19 protein-coding genes are annotated in these 24,182 nt (G+C 37.2%); all 19 read left to right on the top strand.

All coding sequences use genetic code 11. The features are described from left to right. Positions 1 to 1,740 precede the first annotated feature (1,740 nt). Positions 1,741 to 2,553, top strand: coding sequence for a hypothetical protein (locus BMX21_RS19095; RefSeq protein WP_143057264.1), 813 nt, complete (start codon positions 1,741 to 1,743; stop codon positions 2,551 to 2,553). A gap of 185 nt (positions 2,554 to 2,738) precedes the next feature. Continuing rightward, complete coding sequence (locus BMX21_RS13615) at positions 2,739 to 4,541, top strand: hypothetical protein (RefSeq protein ID WP_143057265.1); 1,803 nt, start codon at positions 2,739 to 2,741, stop codon at positions 4,539 to 4,541. Between the two features lie 49 nt (positions 4,542 to 4,590). Continuing rightward, a complete protein-coding gene (locus tag BMX21_RS13620; RefSeq protein ID WP_092045281.1) occupies positions 4,591 to 5,721 on the top strand; it encodes an FAD-dependent oxidoreductase in 1,131 nt (376 codons plus the stop codon). Further along, the gene (locus BMX21_RS13625) at positions 5,714 to 6,652 is read left to right on the top strand and encodes a glycosyltransferase (RefSeq protein WP_092045283.1); all 939 of its coding nucleotides are present in this window, start codon (positions 5,714 to 5,716) and stop codon (positions 6,650 to 6,652) included. The genes BMX21_RS13620 and BMX21_RS13625 overlap by 8 nt, the downstream gene beginning before the upstream one ends. 12 nt (positions 6,653 to 6,664) lie before the next feature. After that, the gene (locus BMX21_RS13630; RefSeq protein WP_092045285.1) at positions 6,665 to 7,591 is read left to right on the top strand and encodes a sugar nucleotide-binding protein; all 927 of its coding nucleotides are present in this window, start codon (positions 6,665 to 6,667) and stop codon (positions 7,589 to 7,591) included. 3 nt (positions 7,592 to 7,594) lie between these two features. Continuing rightward, positions 7,595 to 8,392 (top strand): sugar phosphate isomerase/epimerase family protein, encoded by a 798-nt coding sequence (locus tag BMX21_RS13635; protein ID WP_092045287.1) that lies wholly within the window; start codon positions 7,595 to 7,597, stop codon positions 8,390 to 8,392. Beyond that, entirely contained in the window at positions 8,389 to 9,180 is a 792-nt protein-coding gene (locus tag BMX21_RS13640) for a glycosyltransferase family 2 protein (RefSeq protein ID WP_092045289.1), read from the top strand. Before BMX21_RS13635 ends, BMX21_RS13640 begins: the two co-directional genes overlap by 4 nt. After that, positions 9,180 to 10,067 (top strand): glycosyltransferase family protein, encoded by an 888-nt coding sequence (locus BMX21_RS13645; RefSeq protein ID WP_092045291.1) that lies wholly within the window; start codon positions 9,180 to 9,182, stop codon positions 10,065 to 10,067. Before BMX21_RS13640 ends, BMX21_RS13645 begins: the two co-directional genes overlap by 1 nt. A 51-nt stretch (positions 10,068 to 10,118) precedes the next feature. Beyond that, complete coding sequence (locus BMX21_RS13650; RefSeq protein ID WP_092045293.1) at positions 10,119 to 11,696, top strand: hypothetical protein; 1,578 nt, start codon at positions 10,119 to 10,121, stop codon at positions 11,694 to 11,696. Between the two features lie 120 nt (positions 11,697 to 11,816). Further along, positions 11,817 to 12,767 (top strand): glycosyltransferase family 2 protein, encoded by a 951-nt coding sequence (locus BMX21_RS13655; protein ID WP_092045295.1) that lies wholly within the window; start codon positions 11,817 to 11,819, stop codon positions 12,765 to 12,767. Positions 12,768 to 12,829: 62 nt separating this feature from the next. Next, entirely contained in the window at positions 12,830 to 13,861 is a 1,032-nt protein-coding gene (locus BMX21_RS13660) for an alpha-1,2-fucosyltransferase (protein ID WP_092045297.1), read from the top strand. A 15-nt stretch (positions 13,862 to 13,876) separates the two neighbouring features. Then, positions 13,877 to 14,890: a hypothetical protein gene (locus tag BMX21_RS13665; protein ID WP_092045299.1), complete on the top strand. Its 1,014-nt coding sequence runs from the start codon at positions 13,877 to 13,879 to the stop codon at positions 14,888 to 14,890. A gap of 85 nt (positions 14,891 to 14,975) precedes the next feature. Continuing rightward, positions 14,976 to 16,487 (top strand): WecB/TagA/CpsF family glycosyltransferase, encoded by a 1,512-nt coding sequence (locus tag BMX21_RS19730; protein WP_242952928.1) that lies wholly within the window; start codon positions 14,976 to 14,978, stop codon positions 16,485 to 16,487. Between the two features lie 12 nt (positions 16,488 to 16,499). Further along, on the top strand, positions 16,500 to 17,972 hold the full coding sequence (locus BMX21_RS13675) for a flippase (protein WP_092045301.1): 1,473 nt from the start codon (positions 16,500 to 16,502) through the stop codon (positions 17,970 to 17,972). A 62-nt stretch (positions 17,973 to 18,034) separates the two neighbouring features. After that, the gene (locus BMX21_RS13680; RefSeq protein ID WP_092045303.1) at positions 18,035 to 19,345 is read left to right on the top strand and encodes a glycosyltransferase; all 1,311 of its coding nucleotides are present in this window, start codon (positions 18,035 to 18,037) and stop codon (positions 19,343 to 19,345) included. A 29-nt stretch (positions 19,346 to 19,374) separates the two neighbouring features. Next, positions 19,375 to 20,250: a radical SAM/SPASM domain-containing protein gene (locus BMX21_RS13685; protein ID WP_092045305.1), complete on the top strand. Its 876-nt coding sequence runs from the start codon at positions 19,375 to 19,377 to the stop codon at positions 20,248 to 20,250. Positions 20,251 to 20,300: 50 nt separating this feature from the next. Then, the gene (locus BMX21_RS13690) at positions 20,301 to 21,446 is read left to right on the top strand and encodes a glycosyltransferase family 4 protein (RefSeq protein WP_242952929.1); all 1,146 of its coding nucleotides are present in this window, start codon (positions 20,301 to 20,303) and stop codon (positions 21,444 to 21,446) included. A gap of 15 nt (positions 21,447 to 21,461) precedes the next feature. Continuing rightward, positions 21,462 to 23,081 (top strand): hypothetical protein, encoded by a 1,620-nt coding sequence (locus tag BMX21_RS13695; RefSeq protein ID WP_092045307.1) that lies wholly within the window; start codon positions 21,462 to 21,464, stop codon positions 23,079 to 23,081. A gap of 20 nt (positions 23,082 to 23,101) precedes the next feature. Continuing rightward, positions 23,102 to 24,172, top strand: coding sequence for a glycosyltransferase (locus BMX21_RS13700; protein WP_177174045.1), 1,071 nt, complete (start codon positions 23,102 to 23,104; stop codon positions 24,170 to 24,172). Positions 24,173 to 24,182: the final 10 nt, after the last annotated feature.

The following is a 24,182-nucleotide window of genomic DNA, read 5'->3' on the forward strand; positions in this document are numbered from 1 at the left end:
TTTTCCGGCTATATACCGGAGGCTCAGTCTTTTCCAAGAGACGCTTGACGGTGTTCCTTGATATCCCGAGAAGAGAAGCTGTAGCTCTTTTGGACTTGGTCTGCTTATAAACTTGATGTACAGCTACCCAGTCTTTCAAATCTTTCACCTCTTTTCCTCCTTCCATATGTGATCACATACGGAAAGAATTCTATATAACATCTAAGAGGTGGGTCAATTCTAAGTATTAAATTTTCAAGGTACAGTGTATAATCGAAATGGATTTATACCTCATATGGCTCATCACTAGGTGGGTCAGCTTTAAGTATTAAATCCGGGTCAATTTTAAGTGTAAATCAACACCGGCGAGGAGTATGATGAATGGTGATTGGATGCGTTTAGTGTAACTTTTATGCAAAGTTCACATTAATTTCTTTAACAGAAGACTATTTAATAATGCACCTGTTATTTCGGCAGGCGAGATTCAGGATGCTTATGCACATCCTGAGATTATTCATATAGCAAGAACCTTTTTGTATAGGCCATGCGAAGAGGTAGAGTAATGGAGACCAGAGAATGATTATTGTGGCAGGAATTGTGTTAAGCATTATGTATGCCTTGGTTAGCGTTAGTTACGAAGGGCGTAGTGTAAGAATTGCTTATGCCATAACAGGGGTTGGATTATCGATTTATACAGTAACAGAAGTATTATCAGTTTTTTGCCAGATGAACAGATTTACATGTATTGCTACATGGATAATATATGATTGCGTTCTTCTGGCATTAGTATTGAGACGCTTACTCATTACTAGAATACGATTATCACTTATAGCCCATGATTTTTTTAAAAATATATCTGTAATAGAGTTTATCAGTTTTTCTATGTTTGCAATTTATGGGCTATGTATGTGTCTTCTTGCAGTAAGGATAGTTCCATATAATTGGGATTCCCTGTCTTATCATTTAAGCAGGATATGGTTTTGGACTCAGAATGAAAGTGTCGGTCATTTTTCAACTTCAGATACAAGAATGCTTGGGACGCCGGCATTCAAAGAATTTGTTGATTTTCATTTGTATCTTCTTTATGGGAAGAATAATGATGCGATTTTTAATTTGACACAAACTGTCGCATATATATTTAATATCTTTTTTGTCTATAGTATAGCCAGGCGTATAGGTTGCACTTTCAAAGGCAGAATATTCGCATCTGTATTATTTGCGTTTTCACCAACGGTATTTGCAGAAAGCTTATCAACACAGACGGATGAATTTGCAGCGTTGTGGATTTTTGTGTTTACCAGAGTCCTATTGGAGTTAGTATATTGTGACTACAAATTGCAATTGAATAAGCGAGGATTTCTCAGGCTGTGCATGATAGCAGTTTCACTTGCGCTTGGTATTTTGACCAAACCAAGTGGTCTTTTTTGTGTTGCAGTATTTTTCTTTTGGTTACTCTACATATGCTTTAAACGCGGAGATAGCATTGGACTAATCATAAAGTGGATAGTTCTTGTTCTGGTAATAATGGTAATAATTATATTGCCGGAAGCTATTAGGAATATAGTCACATATGGAAGTATATCTGATCCATGGCAAGGACCTGGGCAGTTGGTGTTGACATTTGACTTGCGATATCAGCTTGTTAATTTTTTCAAAAGTATTGGATATTTTCTTCCGGGAGTATTGTGGCCTTCTTTTAACCAGATATGGCAACATTTGGTGTATTATCTGGGATACTTATTGCATATAGATGTTGACTCATTGATTATTAGTGAAGGCGGTAATTATCATGATAGCCTTATTTATAAAATCGAGAATTATGAATATGATACAGCCACAAATTCTGTAATAACAATGTTGTTCATAGTTATATCGCTGGTTGTTATCGGAAAGTGTATTTGGTATCTGATCTGTAGATTTAGAAAGACAGGAAGTACATGTCCAGTGAGGTTGGGATATAGTACAGCCGCATTTGCCGCTTTTATATTGACCTGTGCATTTGTCAAATCTGAAGTATATGTATGCAGATATATGATTGCAGCATTTGGTCTTCTGTCTGTGGCAATCAGTTTTCAGATTCAAAAGCTTGGTGAACATAGATCAGAACTTCTTGAAGGGGTGTTTTATGGCGCAGCAGGGCTTCTAATATGTTCTCAGCTTATAGGTATGATCAATTATCATATGGGACATATATTTGCTGGTACAGATGATGAGAGAGCGAAATCATATTATGAAGCCCATAATATGTCGGAATATGAGTCAGTTTACGTAGTACTCAAAGAGTATTTAGAAGACAACGGTGATATATACCCTATCATAGGCTTAAGAATGGACACTGGAACATATGTTTATCCTATAGTACGTCTTCTTGAAGAATACTCAGATAGAGTCTATTTTATAGATGTGAATAACTCATCATCCAAATATCTGGATGAAACTATTGCGTTGGATTGCATAGTTGATATTACTTTCTCTGATATGGGTGATATGTATAGTGAAGGGTATTCATATAATGGATATAATTATACGCTAGATGGACAGTTATCCAGAAGATGTAATGTTTTTGTTAGATAATTAGCTGAAGTGGTTATTGAAAATGATTTGTAGGAATACTACAGTAAGCGAGATTATTATTTTAAAGTATGTTGGAGGATATGGTAAATGAAAAATGCAGAAAACGCTGAAAGCTTGATAAATACAGCGTCTGAGAAAATTCGGGGGGGTGGAAGCTTAGCAGAATTCTAGCAGTATTCGCTTTTTTGATGCTATTTACTGTTTCGGTGTATGTTAGAAAACCATATGAAGCTGAAGGGTTTCACTTATCTGATGCAACATATCATGTTTTATTAACAATGCAGGCATATGATGAAACACCTGCTTCTATACATAAGTGGCTTCCTATTCAGACTTTTGGAGATGAATGCAATAAATATATAGCTAACGGACCTTCTTTGATACAAGATGAAAATGGAAATAGTTTTTATATTTCATTTTCGCCATTAGGATTTTATTTGCCATATTTCTTTTGCAAATTGTTTCATCTGAACCTGTCAATTGGAAGTTTGTACGTATTCAACTGTTTACTGATGCTGATCTCTGCGCTACTGTCTGGATATGTAATGAAGTTATTATTAAAAGATGAGATAGCATTTTGGTTTTCAGCATTATTGTACTTAGTGATACCCGAAGTGTTATATACCCAGGGAATAGTGTATTGGCATCATAGCCTTTCACAGGTGCTTTTACTGCTGCAGATAATATTATTTATTATTCTTTTTGTGGACAGGAAAAGAAGCAGAAGTCTATGGTGTATGTTTTTTATAGTTTCATTCTTATATCCATATTTAGAGTGGACTGGATATATTAGTAATGTTGGAATGGCAATAGGTCTATTGCTTTTAGAAAAGCGAATTCTAAAAGAAAAAGACAGAATTAACGTTTCAATATCCTTTTTTTCTTTAAAGGTTGATTTACTTCTTGGGTTAGTGACTATACTGGCTTGTGGATATTATCTGTTTAGGTTTTCAAGCATAGCATCTATAAAGGAACTTGTGGCTATGCTGTTTTCGAGAGCGGGAGATAGGTATGAGGCTACTTTGGCGGAATTGATATCAGGATATAAAGAGTCTTTTTGGCCGATTATGCTTGGAGGACTAATTTGCTTTTTTATTACTATGGTTTTTAAAGCATCAAGAAATGAGCTGATACAGATTTTTAAAAATAAAAACAATCGGGTAATGGTCTTCATCTTTTTATTTCCGCTTTTGGAAAATATAATTTTGAAAGAGCATGCTGTTTTATATACTTTTGATAGGCTGAAGGCAAGCATGATTCTGATCTTTCTTATAAGTGTATGTTTATATGCTTTATGGAGATCGTATCGTCTAAAAGCATGTGTGGTAGGAATTCCTTTAATTTGTGCTTGTACTGTGGTTGGCTTTAATACATATGATTCTGGGAAAATCGTAACTTTAGATCAATATTCAGATACGATTGTAATGAGAGATTACCTGAATGAACAATATCTGGGATCAGGGAAGAATGTTGTAGTAAAGAGTGGATGGAGAGCATGGGGGTATCTTCAGACTTTATATCATAGAAATATGTATTGTACATTTTTATATTCAGAAGATGAGATAGACGAAATTGCCAGAAATAATGGAAGTGATTATATTGTAACATTAGAGGCTACATCATCTGATTATATAGATACAGCATGCTATACGAGGGCTGTTGTTGAAGCGTTATCGAGTAATAAGTACTATCAGATTAGTGTTGAAGATGGTATCGTTAATTCAGAAGAGATAACAGAGGTATGTACAGCTGATTACACTGACGAAAACTGGACGAATGGGATCAGAAATGACGATAATACAGAAATTCTCTTCAACAATACAAATTATAATTATACAAAGCTGAGTAATGCTCAGAAGCTTTATATTAACAACAGAGAGTATAAGGTTATTAATATAGAGTATGATGACATGTGGATTCGTGTGTGGGTTGATAGTGATGCGACTGAATGTGCGTATCCAAGTGCCGTAATACCTGTCGATGAGTAGTTGTGAATGAATTAATCATAGAATGATCTAAATGGAGTAAGAAACTATTGTGGAAACATATGACAAGATAATAATCGGCGCTGGATTATACGGACTATATTCGGCACTCTTTTGCTGCAAAAAGGGCCAGAATGTTATAGTCCTTGAATGTGATAATGCGCCATTTAAACGTGCTACATATATTAATCAGGCTAGAGTACACCAGGGATATCATTATCCAAGGTCTATTTCTACTGCCATGAAATCCGCAGGATATTTTGAGAGATTTAATAGGGATTATGCTTTTTGTGTAAATAAAGAGTTTGATCAGATATATGCTACATCAAGTCAGTATTCCTGGTCCGATGGGCAGCAGTTTAAGGATTTTTGCAAGGCTGCAAATATTCCCTGCGAAGAATTGCATGCAAGTAATTATTTTAAAGAAGGTATGTGCGATGGCGTCTTTAGGACCAGAGAGTATACCTATGACGCTATGATACTTAAAGATTATCTGCTGGATGAACTTTTAAAATACTCGGGACAAGTGACCATTAGATATGGAGTAAGAATATCGGAGATAATCAGGGAGTCTGATTCATATATTATCTGCGATGAAGATGGTACAAGGTATAAATCCGGATTTGTTCTTAATTCCACTTATGCAGGAACCAATCAGATATTAGAGATGGCAGGTTTTGAAAAGTTTGGGATTAAGTATGAGCTTTGTGAGATTATACTTTGTGATGTGAATGATAAGCTAAAGAATGTTGGATTTACTGTAATGGATGGGCCTTTCTTTTCAATAATGCCGTTTGGTAAGACTGGTTTTCATTCACTCACATCTGTTACTTTCACTCCTCATACGACAAGCTATGATCCTGTACCAACTTTTAGCTGTCAGGAGCATAGTAAAGGACACTGCTCTGTTCATAGACTGGGTAACTGTAACGATTGTCCGGCAAAGCCTTCAACAGCTTTCCCGTATATGGCCAATCTTGCAAGAAAGTATATGCTTGATAGTTATGAGTTTGAGTATAGAGGCTCATTGTTTTCAATGAAGCCTATTCTCATGAGCTCAGAGATCGATGATTCAAGGCCTACGGTGATCAGGACATATTCTCACAATCCTACTTTTGTTGGAGTTCTGTCTGGTAAGATTAATACAGTCTATGACTTGGATGAGGTGTTAACTAATGGATAATAAAGAAAAGAATTTTGCATCTGCAATAATCTATGTTCACAATGCAGAATATAGGATTGAAGAATTCATAAAAGAAATCATCCATCTTATGGAAGATAACTTTGAACATTCTGAGATTATATGTGTAAATGACTGTTCTGATGATAGAAGTGTAGATATCATTAAAAAGTGTAGTGATATGGTATCAGGAACAAGTATATCAGTTATAAATATGAGCCATTTTCATGGACTTGAGCTTGCAATGGATGCGGGAATGGATCTATCTATAGGTGATTTTGTATTTGAATTTGATAACACAATACTGGATTTTGATCAGGATGATGTGATGAAGGTTTACAGGCGCTCTCTTCAGGGCTTTGATATTGTAAGTGCATCTCCTGATAGAAAGACCAGGTTTTCATCGAGACTGTTCTATAAGGTGTTTGACAGATTCTCAGACACTTCATACCAGATGACGACTGAGAGTTTTAGAGTACTTAGCAGAAGAGTCATTAATCGAATAAGCTCTATGAACAAAACGATTCCTTATAGGAAAGCTGTGTATGCAAACTGCGGCCTAAAAACTGATAATATAAAGTATTCTCCTAAGATCTTTGCTGTAGAAACATCTGATAAGAGAGAAAAGAAGTATCGTTCAGGACTTGCAGCTGATGCACTTATTCTTTTTACAGATCTTGGATATAGTTTTGCCAAGGGGATGACAGCGCTTATGATGCTCATATCAGTATTTATGGTTTTGTATGCTATAGTTATTTTTGCGACAGGTCATCCTGTAGAAGGATGGACTACAACAATACTGTTCCTTGCAGTTGCATTTTTGGGACTATTTGGAATTCTGACGATAATTATTAAGTATCTGCAGCTTATAGTGGATCTTGTATTTAAAAGAAAGCACTATAATTTTGAAAGTATTGAGAAACTTACGAAATAAGAGGTATAGAACATGACAGCATTGGTTGGATATACCGGCTTTGTTGGAAGCAATATCTACGATAGATCTGATGGGGCTATAGATGCAGTTTATAATTCAAAAAACATAGAACAAGCTTTTGGTACATCACCTGATGCTCTGATCTATGCAGGACTGCGTGCGGAGAAATACCTTGCTAACAATGCTCCTCAAAAAGATATGGAACTGATACAACAGGCAGAGTATAACATATCAAGAATTATGCCTAAGAGATTAGTACTTATCTCTACAATAGATGTGTTTAAAAATCCTGTTGATGTTACAGAGAATTCAGAGATTGAGACTAGAGATCTTCATGCTTACGGATACAACAGATATGAATTAGAGTTGTGGGTTAGAAGAAACTTCCCTGATGCTCTGATCATAAGATTGCCAGGACTTTTTGGCAAGAATATAAAAAAGAACTTCATCTATGACTTTATAAATGTTATTCCTTTTATGTTGAAGGAGGACAAGTTCGAAGAACTTGCTTTACGCGATCCTGATCTTAATAAGTATTACAGTTTGCAGGATAACGGTTTTTATAAAGTTAGTGTTTCAGATGATGAGAAGGAGCTGCTTAAGGACAAGTTTAGGGCTTTGGGATTTTCTGCACTTAACTTTACTGACAGTAGAAGCAAATATCAGTTTTATAATTTGGGAAGATTATGGGACGATATTCAGGTGGCTTTGGATAATGGCATAAGATTATGGCATCCTGCAACAGAGCCTGTATCTGTAGCGGAAGTTTATAAGTATCTGACAGGGGAAGAGTTTGTAAATGAGCTTTCAGGAAAGCCTGCAGAATATGATTATAAGACCATTCATGATTCACTATTTGGTGGGAATAGTGGCTATATCTGTACTAAAGATGAAGTATTACAGGATATAAAGAATTTTGTTTATTCTGAAGGAATATAAAGTATGAAGTTTTCTATATCTAATATTGCATGGACAGCTGAGAACGATGAAGCTGTTTATAAAATGATGAAAAACAAGGGCTTTTCAGGACTTGAAATTGCTCCAACAAGAATATTTCCAGATAATCCATATGATCATGCTATAGAGGCTGGTAAGTGGGCAGAAAGGCTTTTTGAGACTCAGGGTTTTAAAGTTTCTTCCATGCAGTCAATCTGGTATGGCAGGCAGGAGAAGCTGTTTGGATCAGAAGAAGAGAGAGAGGCTCTAAAAGAATATACTAAGAAGGCAATAGATTTTGCCAAAGAGATAGGATGTGGAAATCTTGTCTTTGGATGCCCTCGTAATAGAAACCTCCCAGAGGGAGCAGATGATCAGGTAGCAATAGACTTTTTCAAAGAGATAGGTGATTATGCTGCAGAACAGGGAACTGTTGTAGCTATGGAAGCTAATCCGCCTATTTATAACACGAACTATATAAATGATACGTCTGCTGCATTAGATCTTATAGAGAAGGTCGATTCTAAGGGATTTAAACTTAACCTTGATCTGGGCACCATGATTGAAAATGGAGAAGATGTATCTGCTTTGGATGGTAAAGAGAGCCTTATTAATCATGTGCATATAAGTGAACCTGGTCTTAAAGTTATAGAGAAGCGGGAACTTCATAAGAAGTTATTTGATAAACTTAGAGAATGTGGATATGACAGATATGTTTCTATCGAGGCTTCAAGACAGGAGTCATTAGAAACACTAGAAGCGATGATGGATTATGTTATGGATGTGTTTGGGAGTAGTATATGATTTACGAAAGAAAAAGTGGTGTGCCTAAATTTGAGTGCACTGAATATAATTCAAAAACCAAAGATTATGCGGTTCTGATCCCTATCATCAATGAAGGCGACAGGATCCATAAGGAACTTTTTAGAGCTAAGAAGCATAACATTTCTGATCATGTTGATATTATCATCTGTGATGGCGGATCAACGGATGGATGTACTGAAGAGAAGAAGCTCAGAAGCCTTGATGTAAATGCGCTTCTTGTAAAGAAAGATACAGGCAAGCAGGGTGCCCAGCTTCGAATGGGTATTTGGTGGGCGCTTGAACGAGGCTATAAAGGTATACTTACTATTGATGGTAATAATAAAGATAGTATTGAGGATATTCCAAAGTTTATAGATAAGCTTGAAAAGGGTTATGATTTCGTTCAGGGATCAAGATTTATAAAAGGCGGACGTGCTATCAATACTCCCATGGTTAGGAATATAGCGGTAAGACTTATCCATGCACCTGTGATATCATTGACAGCGCATCAAAGGTTTACAGATACAACTAATGCTTATAGGGCATATTCAAGGCGTTATCTGACTGATGAGAGGGTTCAGCCTCTTAGAGATATATTTGTGACCTATGAGCTTCTGGCTTACTTATCAGTAAGAGCCACTCAGATAGGAATGAAGGCATGTGAAGTTCCGGTTACAAGAGCTTACCCTAAGAAGGGCAAGACTCCGACCAAGATAAGCTTTTTTAAGGGGAATAGCGAGCTGATGAAGATACTGTTTAGAAATGCCAGGGGGGCATACAATCCGTGATGGAGTGTCAGACTAAGCACAATTATTCGATGATCATAGTGGATTACAATACGATCGCAGCTACAGTCGGCTATATAAAGTATTGTAAGAGCGCTTTGATCTCAAAAGGAAATATAGAATATATTATTGTTGATAATTCCGAAGATGCTTCAGGATTTGAATATTTGAAACAGTATTACGAATTATCTCCGGTTAAGGAAGCGGATAAGGGAGAGATATACTCTTTTGAGTTAGAGGGTATATCTGTATATTATTATGCTACCTATGAAAATTTGGGATATGCAAAGGGTAATAATCTTGGAGCAGAGCTTTCATATTCACTTTTTGGAGATTCTATTCTTATTTTTTCAAATAATGATATTTTATTTGATGGTAATCTTAATCTTGATATTGCAGGAGATAAGTTTACCAAGGATGTTGTAGTGGTTGGACCTGATATACTCGAGGGTGACAAACATTTAAATCCCATGTATAAAAAGAGTATAATGAACTGTCTTTATGGTAATATGATCAAGGCTTTGCAGAAAAAGATTGAGGATCATTACACTTTTTCTGGATGCTTTTGGTTCTTTGACAGCATTTTGTTTAGACAGGTGGGCGGCTTTGATCCTAATACCTTTCTGTATTTTGAGGAATACATAATCGAAGAACGCATAAGACGGTCTAGCCTGAAAATGGTATATTGCCCTGAAATTACTGTAATACATAATCATGATTATAAGAGTGAGACGCCACAGCATTTTGAAAAAGTCAGCAGGCAATTTCTGAAATCATTGTGTTATTATGCCAGGGAGTATAAAGGCATAAGTAATATAAGATTGGGATGTATCAAGTATACCTATCTGGTTGTTCTAAAACTATTTGTTTTATTGAAACATGTATTGTGAGCTTGGTATATATAATAATATGAGCATTTATGGAGAGAATACTGTATAAATATGAAAATAACAAAGAAAAAACTTGCCGGAATTATGTCTGGAATAAAACAATCTGCATATATAAAGTGGCTTGGTAATAATCGTAATAGTATCATAATATCGTTGTTGATTTCTGTCTTTATTACTATACTGTCTTACCCTGGAATAATATATATTGATTCCTATGTTCGAATTTCATTTACGGATAGTTTGAAAACTTCTATTAAGGCTTTTTTGACCGGAGAATCTGCTTTATATCCATCAAGTTCATGGCTTACTATCACCCCTTCTTTTTTTATTTTGCTTTCTAAAGAGATAGTTGGATCGATCATTCTTTATACATTTGCCCAATGCTTTTTCCACTGGTTTTTAACTATTGTTTTTATTGATCAGATAAATGAAAAGCAGCATCCGGTATGGAATAAGATATGTCTTTTTTTGTCTCCTGTTATGTGGGCTTTTGGAGTGTATTATGAGGCAAGTGTGGGCTGTACAATTGCTATTTTGGCAATTCTCTTGCTTATCTGGAAATGGAGAGTGCTTCAAAGCAGGTTCGATAAAGTCATCACCATTATCTTTATTATTGGATTTTCGTTCGTGTGCTTTGGATATAGAGCGAATGCTTTTTCTATAATTCCGGCGGTGATCATTATAGTTCTTTTAAGAGAAAAGAAGCTTTTGGCAAGGCTGTTATTAAGTATGTCTGTACTTCTTGGCTTTTTTGCTTCTACATTTTTGCCTTCTATTTTGAATATTAGGGTTTTGCCTTCGTATTCTGCAGGATTTGCCTGGGAGATAGTATCTGTAATTCAATCTATGGAACCTGATAAGCAGTATGAGTATATAGATTACTTGGATGATCTTTTTGGAGACGGTGCCACGGCAGTCGCAGTACAAAATAACAGTTATGATGAGCAGGGATCGTCTATCAATGGTATGTTTAATTCGCCAATCACTTCAATGGCTATATCAGAGGCAGATCATTCTACAAGGCTTGTCAAAAGGTATGTGAAGATGGCTCTTTATGAGCCTAAACTGTTCCTGAAGATGAAGTGGGAATTTGTTTCTCATTCATTAGGAATTGGCAAGCCGGTAAATATGGCTGAATATTACTATCAGACTTGGGATCCTGACAATGAATTTGGATTAAATGATTCACATCAAAGAGCGTTTTATGTAGATTTTTTCCTTGCCTTTATGGAGTTTAACAGCATCATTAGAAGACCATGGATCATGTATATGCTTAGTCTTGTGCTTATTTTGATATGGCGTTTTAAACATCAAGGTAGGAAAGCACCAATAAATCTATACGAAGCGGCCTTTTTGGTTTCATTATTTTATTATGGTGCATACCTATTGAACACGCAGGCATTTGAATATAGATATTATTATCCCTCCTGGCTATTATCGTTTGCTATTATAATTGGTCTTATTCCTCAGTTGTTCTTTGGCAGTAAGCGGTCAAAGAAAATAACATTGGCAGTATGCATTTTCATTGCGGTTGTTTCATTGGCTGGTGGATATAAAGAATATAGCAAAACACATGGTGGTATATTAGCTAGTCTTGATAATGTGGATACAACGTCTGATATTATTTAAATCGTCTGTTCTTTTGAATTATGCTATAATATAGTCAGTTATGCGTATTTGTAGGTGGCGGAGTATGTTATCAAAAGGCAATGCTGCAATAACTGACTATTCTTACTTTGGGAAAGTAGTATGAAAAAAATCGATATAGTAATTCCTTGTTATAACGAATCCAAATGTGTAGAACTGATATATGATGCCTTGAAAGAGCTGTTTAGTAATGAGCTTAAAGCTTACAGCTTTAGTGTTTTGTATATTGATGACGGAAGTAAAGATGATACTTTAGAACGTATTGTTAAGCTTTCAAATGCTGAAAACAGTAATGTCAGATATATATCCTTTGCACGTAACTTTGGTAAGGAGTCAGCTATTTACGCGGGACTTGAGAATGCTGATGGGGATTATGTGGCATTAATGGATGCAGATCTACAGCATCCACCGCACCTTCTTATAGACATGCTTCATGCTATAGAAGTAGAAGGCTATGACTGTGCTACTGCAAGAAGAGTTAATAGAGAAAAAGAATCCAGAATTAGAAATTTAATGTCAAATTCTTTTTATCGGGTGATCAACTGGGCTACCGGTATGAAGCTCGCACCGGGTATGACAGATTACAGGCTTATGAAGAAGCAGGTTGCTGATGCGATTGTTTCCATGAGAGAGCATGAGCGTTTTATCAAAGGTATCTATTCCTGGATCGGATTTAACTCCAAGTGGATTGAATATGAGAATGTCGAACGTATAGATGGCGAAAGCAAATGGAGTTATAAAGGTCTTTGGAATTATGCCAAGACAGGTATTATTGCTTTTGCTGTAGCACCTCTGCGGGCAGTAATCTATTTTGGTTTTTTTGTTATTTTGATTTCATTTGTGTATGGTGTCAGACTATATGCTATGTCGATTTCCGGGGCTCGTCCTTGGAAGGATACAACTACTATTATACTTCTTCTCTTATTTTTGGGAGGAGTAATAATTCTTATTCTTGGAATAATAGGAGAGTATCTGGCGAGGATATATATGGAGGTTAAGAACAGACCTATATATATTGCTAAAGAGAAAAAGCTGGAAACAGATAAAGATTGAATATTATTCTTTAAAATGAGTATTTTTCAGAATAATAAATTCGAAAGGACAGATATAATACAGTGATTGGAACGGAGTTTTCATATGGTTCCGGACTTGGTAATCAGCTCTTTTGGTATGTATGTGCCAGAGCCGCTGCTGAGAACAAGGGCTGTGAGTTTGGGATAATAAATCCAAAGGGGCTTGCCAATAACATGCATTCCGATACAGGTATGTATTTCATGGATATAGACCTTGGCATAGAGATACCGGAGGCGGATAAATCTAAATTTACTATATTTGAAGATGAAGATCACAGGCTTTATCTTGGTAACTCATCACATGACATGGAACACGGAGTCTATGTAAGCGGAGTAGATAAGGCTTTCTTTGATATTGAGGACAATACTCTTTTGTATGGCAATCTTCAGGGTGAAGAGTATTTTGAAAAGTATAAGGATAGGTTAAAGGACTGGCTCAAGGTTAAGCCAGAGTATGATTCACATGAATATACCAAAGATAATCTTTGTATCATTCATTTAAGATGCGGAGACTACTCAAATTCACCTGAACTGTGGCTTGATAGGAAGTATTGGCTTCATGGCATTAAAAATATGAAAAAGGTTCGTCCGGATATGGAATTTCTGGCAGTTACTGATGATATGGATGCGGCTCACAAGATTCTTCCGGAAGTTAAGGCTGTTACCAATGATCTTGCCAAGGATTATGTAACTATCAAAAACGCAAAATATCTTTTGCTGTCAAATTCATCTTTTGCAGTATTCCCGGCGTTTACAAGTGACGAGCTTGTATATGCCATTGCTCCAAAGTATTGGGCAAGGCATAATGTGTCGGATGGATACTGGGCATCAGAACAGAATATATATAGTTGTTTTCATTACATGGATAAGAGGGGAAAAGTCTTTTCAGCAGATGAGTGCAGGAAGGAACTTGAAGAGTACAAGAAGGCCTCTCCAGTTTATAGAAGGCTAGATCAAAAGCCTGGTTCAGTTCTTGGATTCGGTCAGAATATCAGAGCTAAAGCTTTGTATTTTGCATATATGTCTAGAAAAGCATATAGAAGCATAGTAAGGAGAATGGGAATCATCGGATAATGAAAGGGGAGAACTATGAGTAAGCGAATTAAAGCAAGATTATCAGTTTTTCTAATGTGTGTATTAGCCGTCTTTTCTGTAATGTGTATTAGATCAGATGCGTTTGATACATACACTGTAAGTGGTACGGTAGGTATTGATACAACAAGTAATTATCTTTATTTGAACACTCCGCAGGGTAAGATGACGATCGCTATAGATCCGGAGACGGATTTAAGTGGTTGTAAGATGCTTCTTCCGGATAAGGAAGTAACGGTAGAATGTCATCGCGGCGCAGACGCATGTCTCCATGCATCTAAGATATATGAGACCGTCGCAGTTGTCGACTCTTCAACTTCTGCAACAGTATATGGCATTGTTACAAGTAAGACCACAGAAGATGTAATATTCCTTTCAACAACAGAAGGTACCATGCAGATCAAGGTTGATAGTACGACAGACTTTACAGGTTGTCAGCTTGTTGCTATTGGTAAGGCAGTTTATATTAAAGTTGCAAGAGGAAGTGATGCATGTCTCCATGCTGTAACTGTAAGTGATGGAGATCCTTCTAACAGCGTTCCGGATACTATTGTTGTAGGCGGCGTGGAAATGCCAAATGTAAGAGGTACAGTTACTGCGGAAACCACTACTTCGCTATTATACTTTTCAACATCTTATGGTACGATGATCGTTAAGTATGATAGTAATACAGACTTTTCAGGATGCCTGACACTGATTCCGGGACAGTCAATAGCAGTTGCACTATACAGAGGCAATGATGCATATATGCATGCTGCAAAGGTTACAAATCTTGGTAATTCTAATTATAATGATGCAGGAGCATATACGACTACAGCATCCTTTACAGGTACTGTATCTGCAAGCTCTACTCTTAACACCTTGTATCTTGTTACATCAGATGGTACTATGCTCATTAAGCTTGATGCGACTACAGCTTTGTCAGGACTTCCTCTTATAGTAGGGCGGACGGTAACAGTTACATGTGGATATGGAGCTGATGCTGCCTGGCATGCAATGAGTATTAATTAAAATAATATATAGTGTGTGATCATTTATGATATAAAACGCATACTATAATGGTTGAGTGATCATGAAGTATAATATAGAGTCTCGCATGAGAAAAATATACAGACGACATATTTTATATCTGGATTATGCAGCACTTAGTGCTGCATATTTCCTTGCTATTTTTTCCAGATATATTTTTCTTGCACCATTTTATGAACGTACAAAGGGAATACAGGGACTATATGTTTCTTTGTTCATGGTACTACTGCTTATCAACGTAGTACTAAGCTATACCAAAGGCTCCAAATGGGGGCTTCCTGTAGAACAGAGTAGGACAGAGATCATATTTACTGTCATCAAAACGCAGATCTATTTCCTTTTGATACTGCTTATCTATCTGTTCATTGCCAAGTGGAGCAGTAGGGTATCAAGAACAGTTATAGCAGCATTTTTCGTCTACAATACGATATTTGATTCTGCTATAAGGATCTGGTACAGAAGACGTATCTTAGGAAAGATAAGAAATGACAGTATCTATCAGAAACTCCTTCTTATAACTGATAAGAAGCATGAGGCGGTTATAAGGCACCAGATGTTAGAGCTTGGCAGCGGGATCGTAGATAAAGTAATAACTGTTGAAGATATGGCTGACAATATAGATGACGAGCTGACCTTGGATGATGCTGATCTTAATTATGAAAGGGCAGTTATATATCTTCCGGACAGTAAGCCTGAAAAGGTTGGCGCAGTTGCAGAAATGCTTGCTTCAAAGAATATACCCTCGGATGTCATTATAACTTTCGAAGGCGGAAGGGTTTCACATAAAAGTATCAACTCTTCAGTCGGCTATAATGCCATAAGGTATACTGCTATGCTTCGTAAAGGTGTTGTTCTTGGGGTGAATTATACGGTTTCTAATATATCTGAAGCTGTTACATATGTACGTAATCACCTTGACCTTCTTAAGGGGCAGTACATTTGTTTTTCGAATGTTCACACTACGGTTATGTCTTATGACAGAGAAGATGTAAGAGAAGCTGAGAATAGCTCTGCGTTAACCTTCCCTGATGGAGCTCCTATTGCAAGACTTCTTCGTCACGATGCTGATACAGAAGCTGTAAGAATGCCGGGACCTGACTTTATGGAAGAGATGCTCAAGGCATCAATGGATGGGCAGACTACTCACTACTTCTATGGCTCGACTCAGGAGACGCTTGATAAGCTTAAAGCTAATATCGAAAGAAAGTATCCGGGAACTATAGTTAAAGGCTATTATTCGCCTCCCTTTAGAGATCTTTCTGATGCTGAAGAAGATGAGATGATAGATATGATCAATAAGGCTGACCCAGATATTATATGGATTGGTCTTGGTGCTCCCAGACAGGAGAAGTGGATGCTGGCACATAAAGGAAAGTTCAGAGGTGTCTGCGTTGGAGTAGGAGCTGCATTTGATTTTCATGCAGGTACTATTAAGAGAGCTCCCGGATGGATTCAGCTTATTGGACTTGAATGGCTGTATCGTATGCTTCAGAATCCGGAGAGACTTGTTAAGAGATACTTTTTTACCAATATAAGATTTATGTGGCTGATCGCAACCGGCAGGAACAAGAAGAAATAAAGAGGACAAAATTTGGGACAGGGCATTGAGAATGATTCTCCGTCAGTACAAAAGAATACTGTCTTTAATACTATAAGAACAATATCGAGTATTATATATCCGCTTATTACTTTTCCTTATATCAGCAGGGTATTGGGAGCTGAAAATGTAGGTAAGGTTAATTTTTCATCTTCATTTGTCAGCTATTTTTCCCTTATCACAACTCTTGGTATAACATCATATGCCATCAGAGAATGCAGCCTTGTTAAGGACGATAAGAAGGAGCTTGAAAAGACTTCAAGTCAGATATATTCGATCAATATCTGTATGGCTGTAGTAGCGTATATTGTGCTCATCCTGTGTACATTATTTGTTCCTAAGCTTAGCGGATATAAGACTCTTATTCTGATACAAAGTCTCGGAATTATCCTTACTGTTATCGGAACCGACTGGCTCAATACAGCAATGGAGGATTTTCGGTACATAACTATAAGAACGGCTGTATTTCAGATATTGGCACTTATATGCATGTTTGCATTTGTCCGTTCCAGAGAGCATTACAAGGCATATGCTGTTACTGCTATTATTGCATCAAGCGGCGCCTATATAGCCAATGTATTTTATAGAAAAAAGTATTGCCATGTAAGATTTACTACTCACATGGACTGGAAGAGACATACCGGGCCAATAGTGACCATGGTTACTATGATATTGGCACAGCATATCCTGAATAATCTTGATATAACAATGATCGGTGTTATCAAGGATGATACGGCGGTTGGGTTATATACTACAGCTGCATATTTGATCAACTTTGTAACCCAGCTTGCAAATGCGATCATATTTGTGATCATGCCTCAGATGACTAAGGCGTTTGATAATAATGATAATGAACAGCTCAATAGCTTGTACAGGTATACGGTTTCATTTATGCTTGCTGTTGCACTTCCATGCTTTGCAGGGCTTCTTGTAATGCCGGAAGAGATATTGACTCTTATTGGCGGGGCAGAATATTTGCCTTCGGCGGGAGTAGTAAGGATCCTTTCTTTTAGCATGCTGTTTATGCTGGTTGGAAGCTTCTTTGGTAATATAATCCTGATTCCGGCTAAGAGAGAAAAGCAGTTCATGAGAGCCTGCATGTCAGGTATGGTCATAAATGCAATAACTAACTGTATCCTGATACCTCCGCTGGGAATACACGGAGCAGCTATTACAACTGTTGCTGCGAATATTGTTATCATGGTTATCAGTATGATAGGAAAGCCTGCAGAGATAAGGCTTTCTAATGTAGGCAAGATCCTTACTGGTCCTATAGTTGGAACTGTGCTTGTTTTTATCATTTGTATTGCGTTCAAGGTGTTGATAGAAAATGTGATAATAAGGCTTCTCATAGCTATAGCTATAAGTGGTATTGCATATCTTGTGACTTTAATAGCGGTTAAGGATGAATTTGCTCAAAGTACTATTATCCCTGCGTTTAGAAAGGTATTGAAGATAGGTAAATAATAGTAGTTTAGGTCATTTATAGATTTTGATTTTAGATATTTTATTGAAGTGGATGGCTTTATATGAAGATTTTGATGATCAACAAATTCCTCTATCCAAATGGCGGATCTGAGACATATATGTTTGGCCTGGGTCAGTATTTCCAAAGTATTGGGCATGAAGTCCAGTATTTTGGAATGGAACATGAAGGCAGATGTGTAGGCAACAATATGGATGCCTACACTAAGGACATGGACTTTCATGGAGGCTCTGTTTTTTCTAAGATAACTTATCCCTTTAAGACAATATATTCAAAGGAAGCAAGGAAGAAGATAAGGCTTGTACTTGATGACTATGAGCCTGATGTGTGTCACCTTAACAATTTCAATTATCAGCTGACACCTTCTATAATCCTGGAAATTGATGCCTGGAGGAAGGAAACAGGTCGCAAGTGTAAGATAGTATATACTGCCCATGATTACCAGCTTATATGCCCTAATCATATGCTTAGGGATCTTAAGAGCGGGGCTAATTGCGAGAAGTGTATTGGTGGGCACTTTGGTAACTGTACTAAGAACAGGTGTATTCATGGAAGCCTGTTAAAGAGTGTTATCGGAAGTTTAGAGGCGGAATACTGGAAGAACAATAAAGCATATTCATACATTGATTCCATTATCTGCCCTTCTGAGTTTATGAAGAAGAAGATGGATACGAATCCATTGTTTGCAGGTAAGACTATAGCACTTCATAACTTCCTTCCGGATGAAGTCAAGGCTGCTGCTAATAAAAACATTTCACATATAGAACCTGTTGATTACAAGATACCGGAACACACTTATGTCCTGTATTTTGGAAGGTATAGTACGGAGAAGGGAATAGGTACGATCCTTAATGCTTCGGAAAGGCTCCCTGAGATCACCTTTGTATTTGCAGGTAAGGGACCTCTTGAAGACGCTGTTGATTCAAGAGCAAACGCTGTAATGGACGGAGTTGTCAATGAGATAAATGGTGCAGGTTCCAATGTCGTTAATCTTGGATTCAAGTCAGGTGATGAGTTAAGACAACTTATAAAGAACGCTGCATTTACTATCTATCCATCAGAATGGTACGAGAACTGCCCATATTCTGTCATGGAATCTATAGCTCTTGGAACACCTGTAATGGGAGCTGATATAGGTGGCATTCCGGAACTCATAAATACTATTGAAAAGGACTCTGATAACGCTACCGGAGAGACGTTTGAAAGCGGCGATGTAAGTGCGCTGGTCAAAAAGGTTCAAAGCCTTTATAATGATACGGGTAAACTTAAACAGTACCGCTTGAATTGTAAAGCAGACCTGTTTGATGATGCAGTAGTATATGCAGAGAAACTTATGAAAATCTATACAAGATAATAAATATATCCTAAGAGTCGGAGATTTAAATGGTTAGAGTAGAAAAAAGAAATTCATTCCGTGACAAAAGCGTAATAAAGGATTTCTATCACAAGTTTGTAAAGACAGGAATGGAGAAGGCTAATGATCGTATGGTGAATTCATATGATATGAATGACCTTCCACAGCCTACTGAAATAGAGATTGAGACAGTTAACAGATGTAACGGAGATTGTCCTTTCTGCCCTGTCAATGTTCATGAACCTCAAAGACCCTATGCCAAGATGACAGATGAGCTTTTTTATAAGATCATAGACGAGATTGCTCAGTGGGATTATAGAGGCCAGATTGCTCTTTTTAGTAATAATGAGCCTTTCCTTGATCCAAGGATCATTGATTTCCAAAAGTATGCCAAGGAGAAGATTCCGAATGCTAAGTGGCATCTTTATACCAATGGTACTGTAATGACGCTTGAGAAGTTCATAGATATCATGCAGTATCTTGATGAGATGGTCATTGATGATTATAGTGATGAACAGGTTTTAAGTCCTAATCTTAAGCCTATATATGAATACGTTGAGCAGCATGAAGAGCTTCAGCCCAAAGTTCTGTTCAGCCTTCGTCTTAAGCATGAGATTTTGAACTCAAGAGGTGGACAGTCACCTAATAAGAAGGAAGTAGCGCATAGAAGTAAGGCTAAGTGCGTCCTTCCTTTTCAGCAGTTTATAATTAGACCTGATGGGCATGTCAGTCTTTGTGCAGCAGATGCACTTGGCAAGTATGATCTTGGTGATCTTAATAAGATGACTGTACAGCAAGCCTGGTATTCTAAAGAGCATATGCAGATAAGAGAAGCTATGAAGAAGACCGGAAGAAAAGGCCTTATGCTCTGTGATAAGTGCGACCTTGTAGGCGGCGAAGTGTGATCATAAGCCTAATAGCTAAAATATGATTGGTATGGGATGTCAAAGCGAAAATGCATTCTAATAAAAATAAATCTAAACTTCATATAGCAATGATAGGACAGAAGCGTGTTCCATCCCGTGAAGGCGGCGTTGAAGTTGTAGTATGGGAACTTGCTACAAGGCTTCGTGATAAGGGACATGTTGTTGACTGTTACAATCGTTACCAGAAGCACAAGCAGCCAAGACATAAAGTCGCTGGTAAGCCAGGACTTTATGTCGATGACATCAGGATAATAGTTGTTCCGACTTTAAATAATGGAAAGCTTAACGCGATAGTATATGCTTTCTTTGCAACTATCAGAGCCCTCTTTGGCGGATACGATGTGATCCATTATCATGCAGAAGGCCCCTGCCTTATGCTGTGGCTTCCAAAACTTTTTGGTAAGAAAGTAATAGCAACCATTCACGGTCTTGACTGGCAGAGGGCAAAATGGGGTAACTTTGCATCCAAGATGCTCATGACAGGTGAGAAGATGGCCGCAAAGTATGCAGACGAAGTCATAGTCTTGTCCAAAAATGTTCAGGAATATTTTAAAGAGACCTATGGCCGTGATACCCACTATATTCCTAATGGAATATCAAGGCCTGTTATCAGAAAGCCTGATCTTATCACTAAGAAGTATGGGCTTAAGGGTCACGATTATATAATGACCTTATGCCGTATAGTTCCTGAAAAGGGTATTCACTATCTTCTTGAAGCATATAAGAATATTGATTCTGATATGAAGATAGTAGTAGCAGGGGGATTTTCCAATGCTGCTGAATATATGGAACAGATAAGACGTATGGCAGCAGAGGATCCAAGAGTTATCCTTACAGATTTCATACACGATCAGGAACTTGAAGAGCTTTGCTCAAATGCTTATATCTTCTGCCTTCCAAGTGATGTTGAAGGTATGTCCATAAGTCTTCTTGAAGGCATGAGTTATGGAAGGTGTTGCCTTGTAAGTGATATTGATGAGAATATCGAAGTTGTTGGAGATAAGGCAGTATCTTTTAAAAAGAGTGATGTAGAAGATCTTGGTAATAAAGTAAGATTCCTTATAGATCATCCTGAAACAGTTGAGAAATATGAAAATATGGCAGCTGATTATATCTGTGACAAGTACAACTGGGACAAGATGACTGATGCAACGATTGAGCTTTATAACAGATAAAATAGCAGGTATATTATGTCTAACGTTAAGACAATAACTAATCAAACTTCAGATGATAACAAGGTAACAGCAGCACAGTACTGTTACCTTCTTTATTTTGCGGTCATGTTCTTTGCAAAGGCAATTGGCCTTTATGACGGACAGCTTTTATATAACATTTCCATAGTAGTAGGAATGGCTCTTTTCGGATTTAAGGTCCTTATGTCAAGGCATAGCATATTTGAGCTTTGCTGGATGGCTGTTCTTTTGATATGCGGATTTATGGTCGTTCTTAATACTGATCAGAGGGGATTCCTTTTTTATATGACATTGGTTGCTGGTATAAAAGGTGTTCCTGAGAAGAAGGTATTTAAAACAGCCCTTCTTATTCTTGGATTTGCATATCCGGTTATGGCATTTCTTACATTATCCGGCATTGTCAGTGAGTATTACAGGCTTCATCACAAGATAGGTATGTATATTATCTGTCATGGACTTGGCTACCCTCATCCTAATGTAACCCACATTACATATATGATACTTACTATGCTGATCCTGTATTTTGTAAGGAACAAATCTGCTGTGCAGATGCTTAAGATAAGCATTCTTCTTATGATCGGTAACCTGATCGTGTTTGCCTATGCCTTTAGCTTTACAGGTGTAATAGCGGTTACGGTATATCTGATCATCAATTTCTGTTTGACACAGATTAAGAGCGCAAGGAAAATATGGAGCATACTATCTCAGATAGTACTTCCAATCTGTCTTTTATTTGCCATGATCGGCCCGCTTGTTATCAAGGGACATCTTTTTGATGTGATCAATAAGGCTCTTAATACACGTTTTTATCTTTCTAAGTATTTTTTGACTACTCAGCCGGCAACTCCTTTTGGTATGAGATTTATACCGGAAGAACTTGAAAACTATAACTATACAATGGACTGTTCTTATGTATATGGACTCAGACAGCTTGGAGTTATTCCCTTCATAATACTTATACCGGCTTTATTTTATACAATATATTCTCTTAATAAAAAAGGCAGGGATGTGGAACTTGCTATAATGCTTGGTATCTGCGTAGCAGGAGTTACAGAACCCTTCATGTTTAATCCTTCATACAGGAATATTGGATTCATTCTTATAGGAAAGTGCATTTTTGAATTGTCTGATAATATATCCAAAAGACTTCCTGATTTTATGAATAAAGAAATACATGTATTGAAGATAGGTGATAAGGAAGTTGGCGGTAAAGCCCTGATATTGGAACGGGTATCAGGATTTATAGAAGATGTCTTTTCAAGGATATCAGGCAATAAGAAAAGGTATGTCAGCCTGTTCTTTGCAATGTTTATAGTTGCATTCGTTAGTTACTATACTGTAGTAGCTCACCCGACTACAATGTATGTTAACGATGATATCAACGAAGAGCATGACTGGACAGGAGTTATGCTTACAGAAGAAGACGTAAGAAGTCTAGAAGATAGTGGTGAGATAATCCTTGATTATACAGGTGAAGGAACTCCTATGTATGCTTATGAGGGGATGACACCTGTCATAGAGTATAATAGACGGGCTTTGGCTGTAGGGCTTTATACAGGGGCATTTTGCGTTATACTTGTATCATTATGTGCAGGCTTTTCCATAAGAAAACGATGATCCGGACACTTGGAGGAATTATGACAAAAGAACTGGTATCTGTAATCGTACCGATTTACAACGTAAAAGATTATCTGAAAACATGTTTGAAATCAATTGATGCTCAGACATATCAAAATATCGAAGTATGGCTTGTTGATGACGGCTCAACAGATGGCTCGGGAGAAATCGCTGATAAGTTTGCCAGGAAAAACAGTAAGAAGTTTAACGTGATCCATAAAGAAAACGGGGGACTTTCTGATGCCCGTAATGCTGGACTTCAAAAGGCAACAGGTAAGTATGTCACCTTTGTTGACTCTGATGATACTATTCATACGCAGTTCATAGAACGCATCGTAACAAGAATGGAAGCCACAGGGGCACAGGTTGGAGTTGCGGATTATATTAGAAAAGTAATATCTGGTGAAGATAAAACATCTGGTGATAGTAAAACTTCTGAAGATATAAAAACATCTGAAAATGTTAAAACATCTAAAGATGTTACAACATCAGATACAAAAGGTAATTTGAAAAAGGGCAGTACGCAGGTGGTATCAGCAAGAGAGGCAGTTAGGAATACATATCTGTCCAAGGCTCATGGCTGGTCATTTACGACATGGGGCAAGATATACAGGCGTGATCTTTTTGAAAAGCTTGATCTGACATTTCCAAAGGGAAAGATCCATGAGGATACATATACTACCTTTAAGCTTTTATATAATGCTGAGGTTGTTGCTTATGTAAATAAGGTCTTATATTATTATTCAGTAAGACCTGATAGTATCATGACAAAGGATCTTGATATAAGACACCTTGATGCCATTCCTGCTACAAGAAGTGCCTGCGAATTTTTTGCTAATGCAGGAGATAATGAGATAGCTTCACTTGCAGTGAACTATCATTTCAGGTATATGTTTTACCTGGATTACTGGTTTAGAAAAAACAAAAACATAAAACCTGAAGAACTTGCAGAATTTGAAAAAGAGATAAAGAAAGATGCGTCAGTATATGCGAGGTCAAAATATCTGCCATTTAAAAAGAGAATGGCTTATAAACTGGCAGCAGCGATTAAATTTGAGCCTCTGTTATCTCTGGTTAAAATGAAGACGTGAGACGAATTAT

Origin of the sequence: Butyrivibrio sp. TB (assembly GCF_900110805.1) — a bacterium.
In the GTDB taxonomy this organism is placed as follows: Bacteria; Bacillota; Clostridia; order Lachnospirales; family Lachnospiraceae; genus Butyrivibrio; species Butyrivibrio fibrisolvens_C.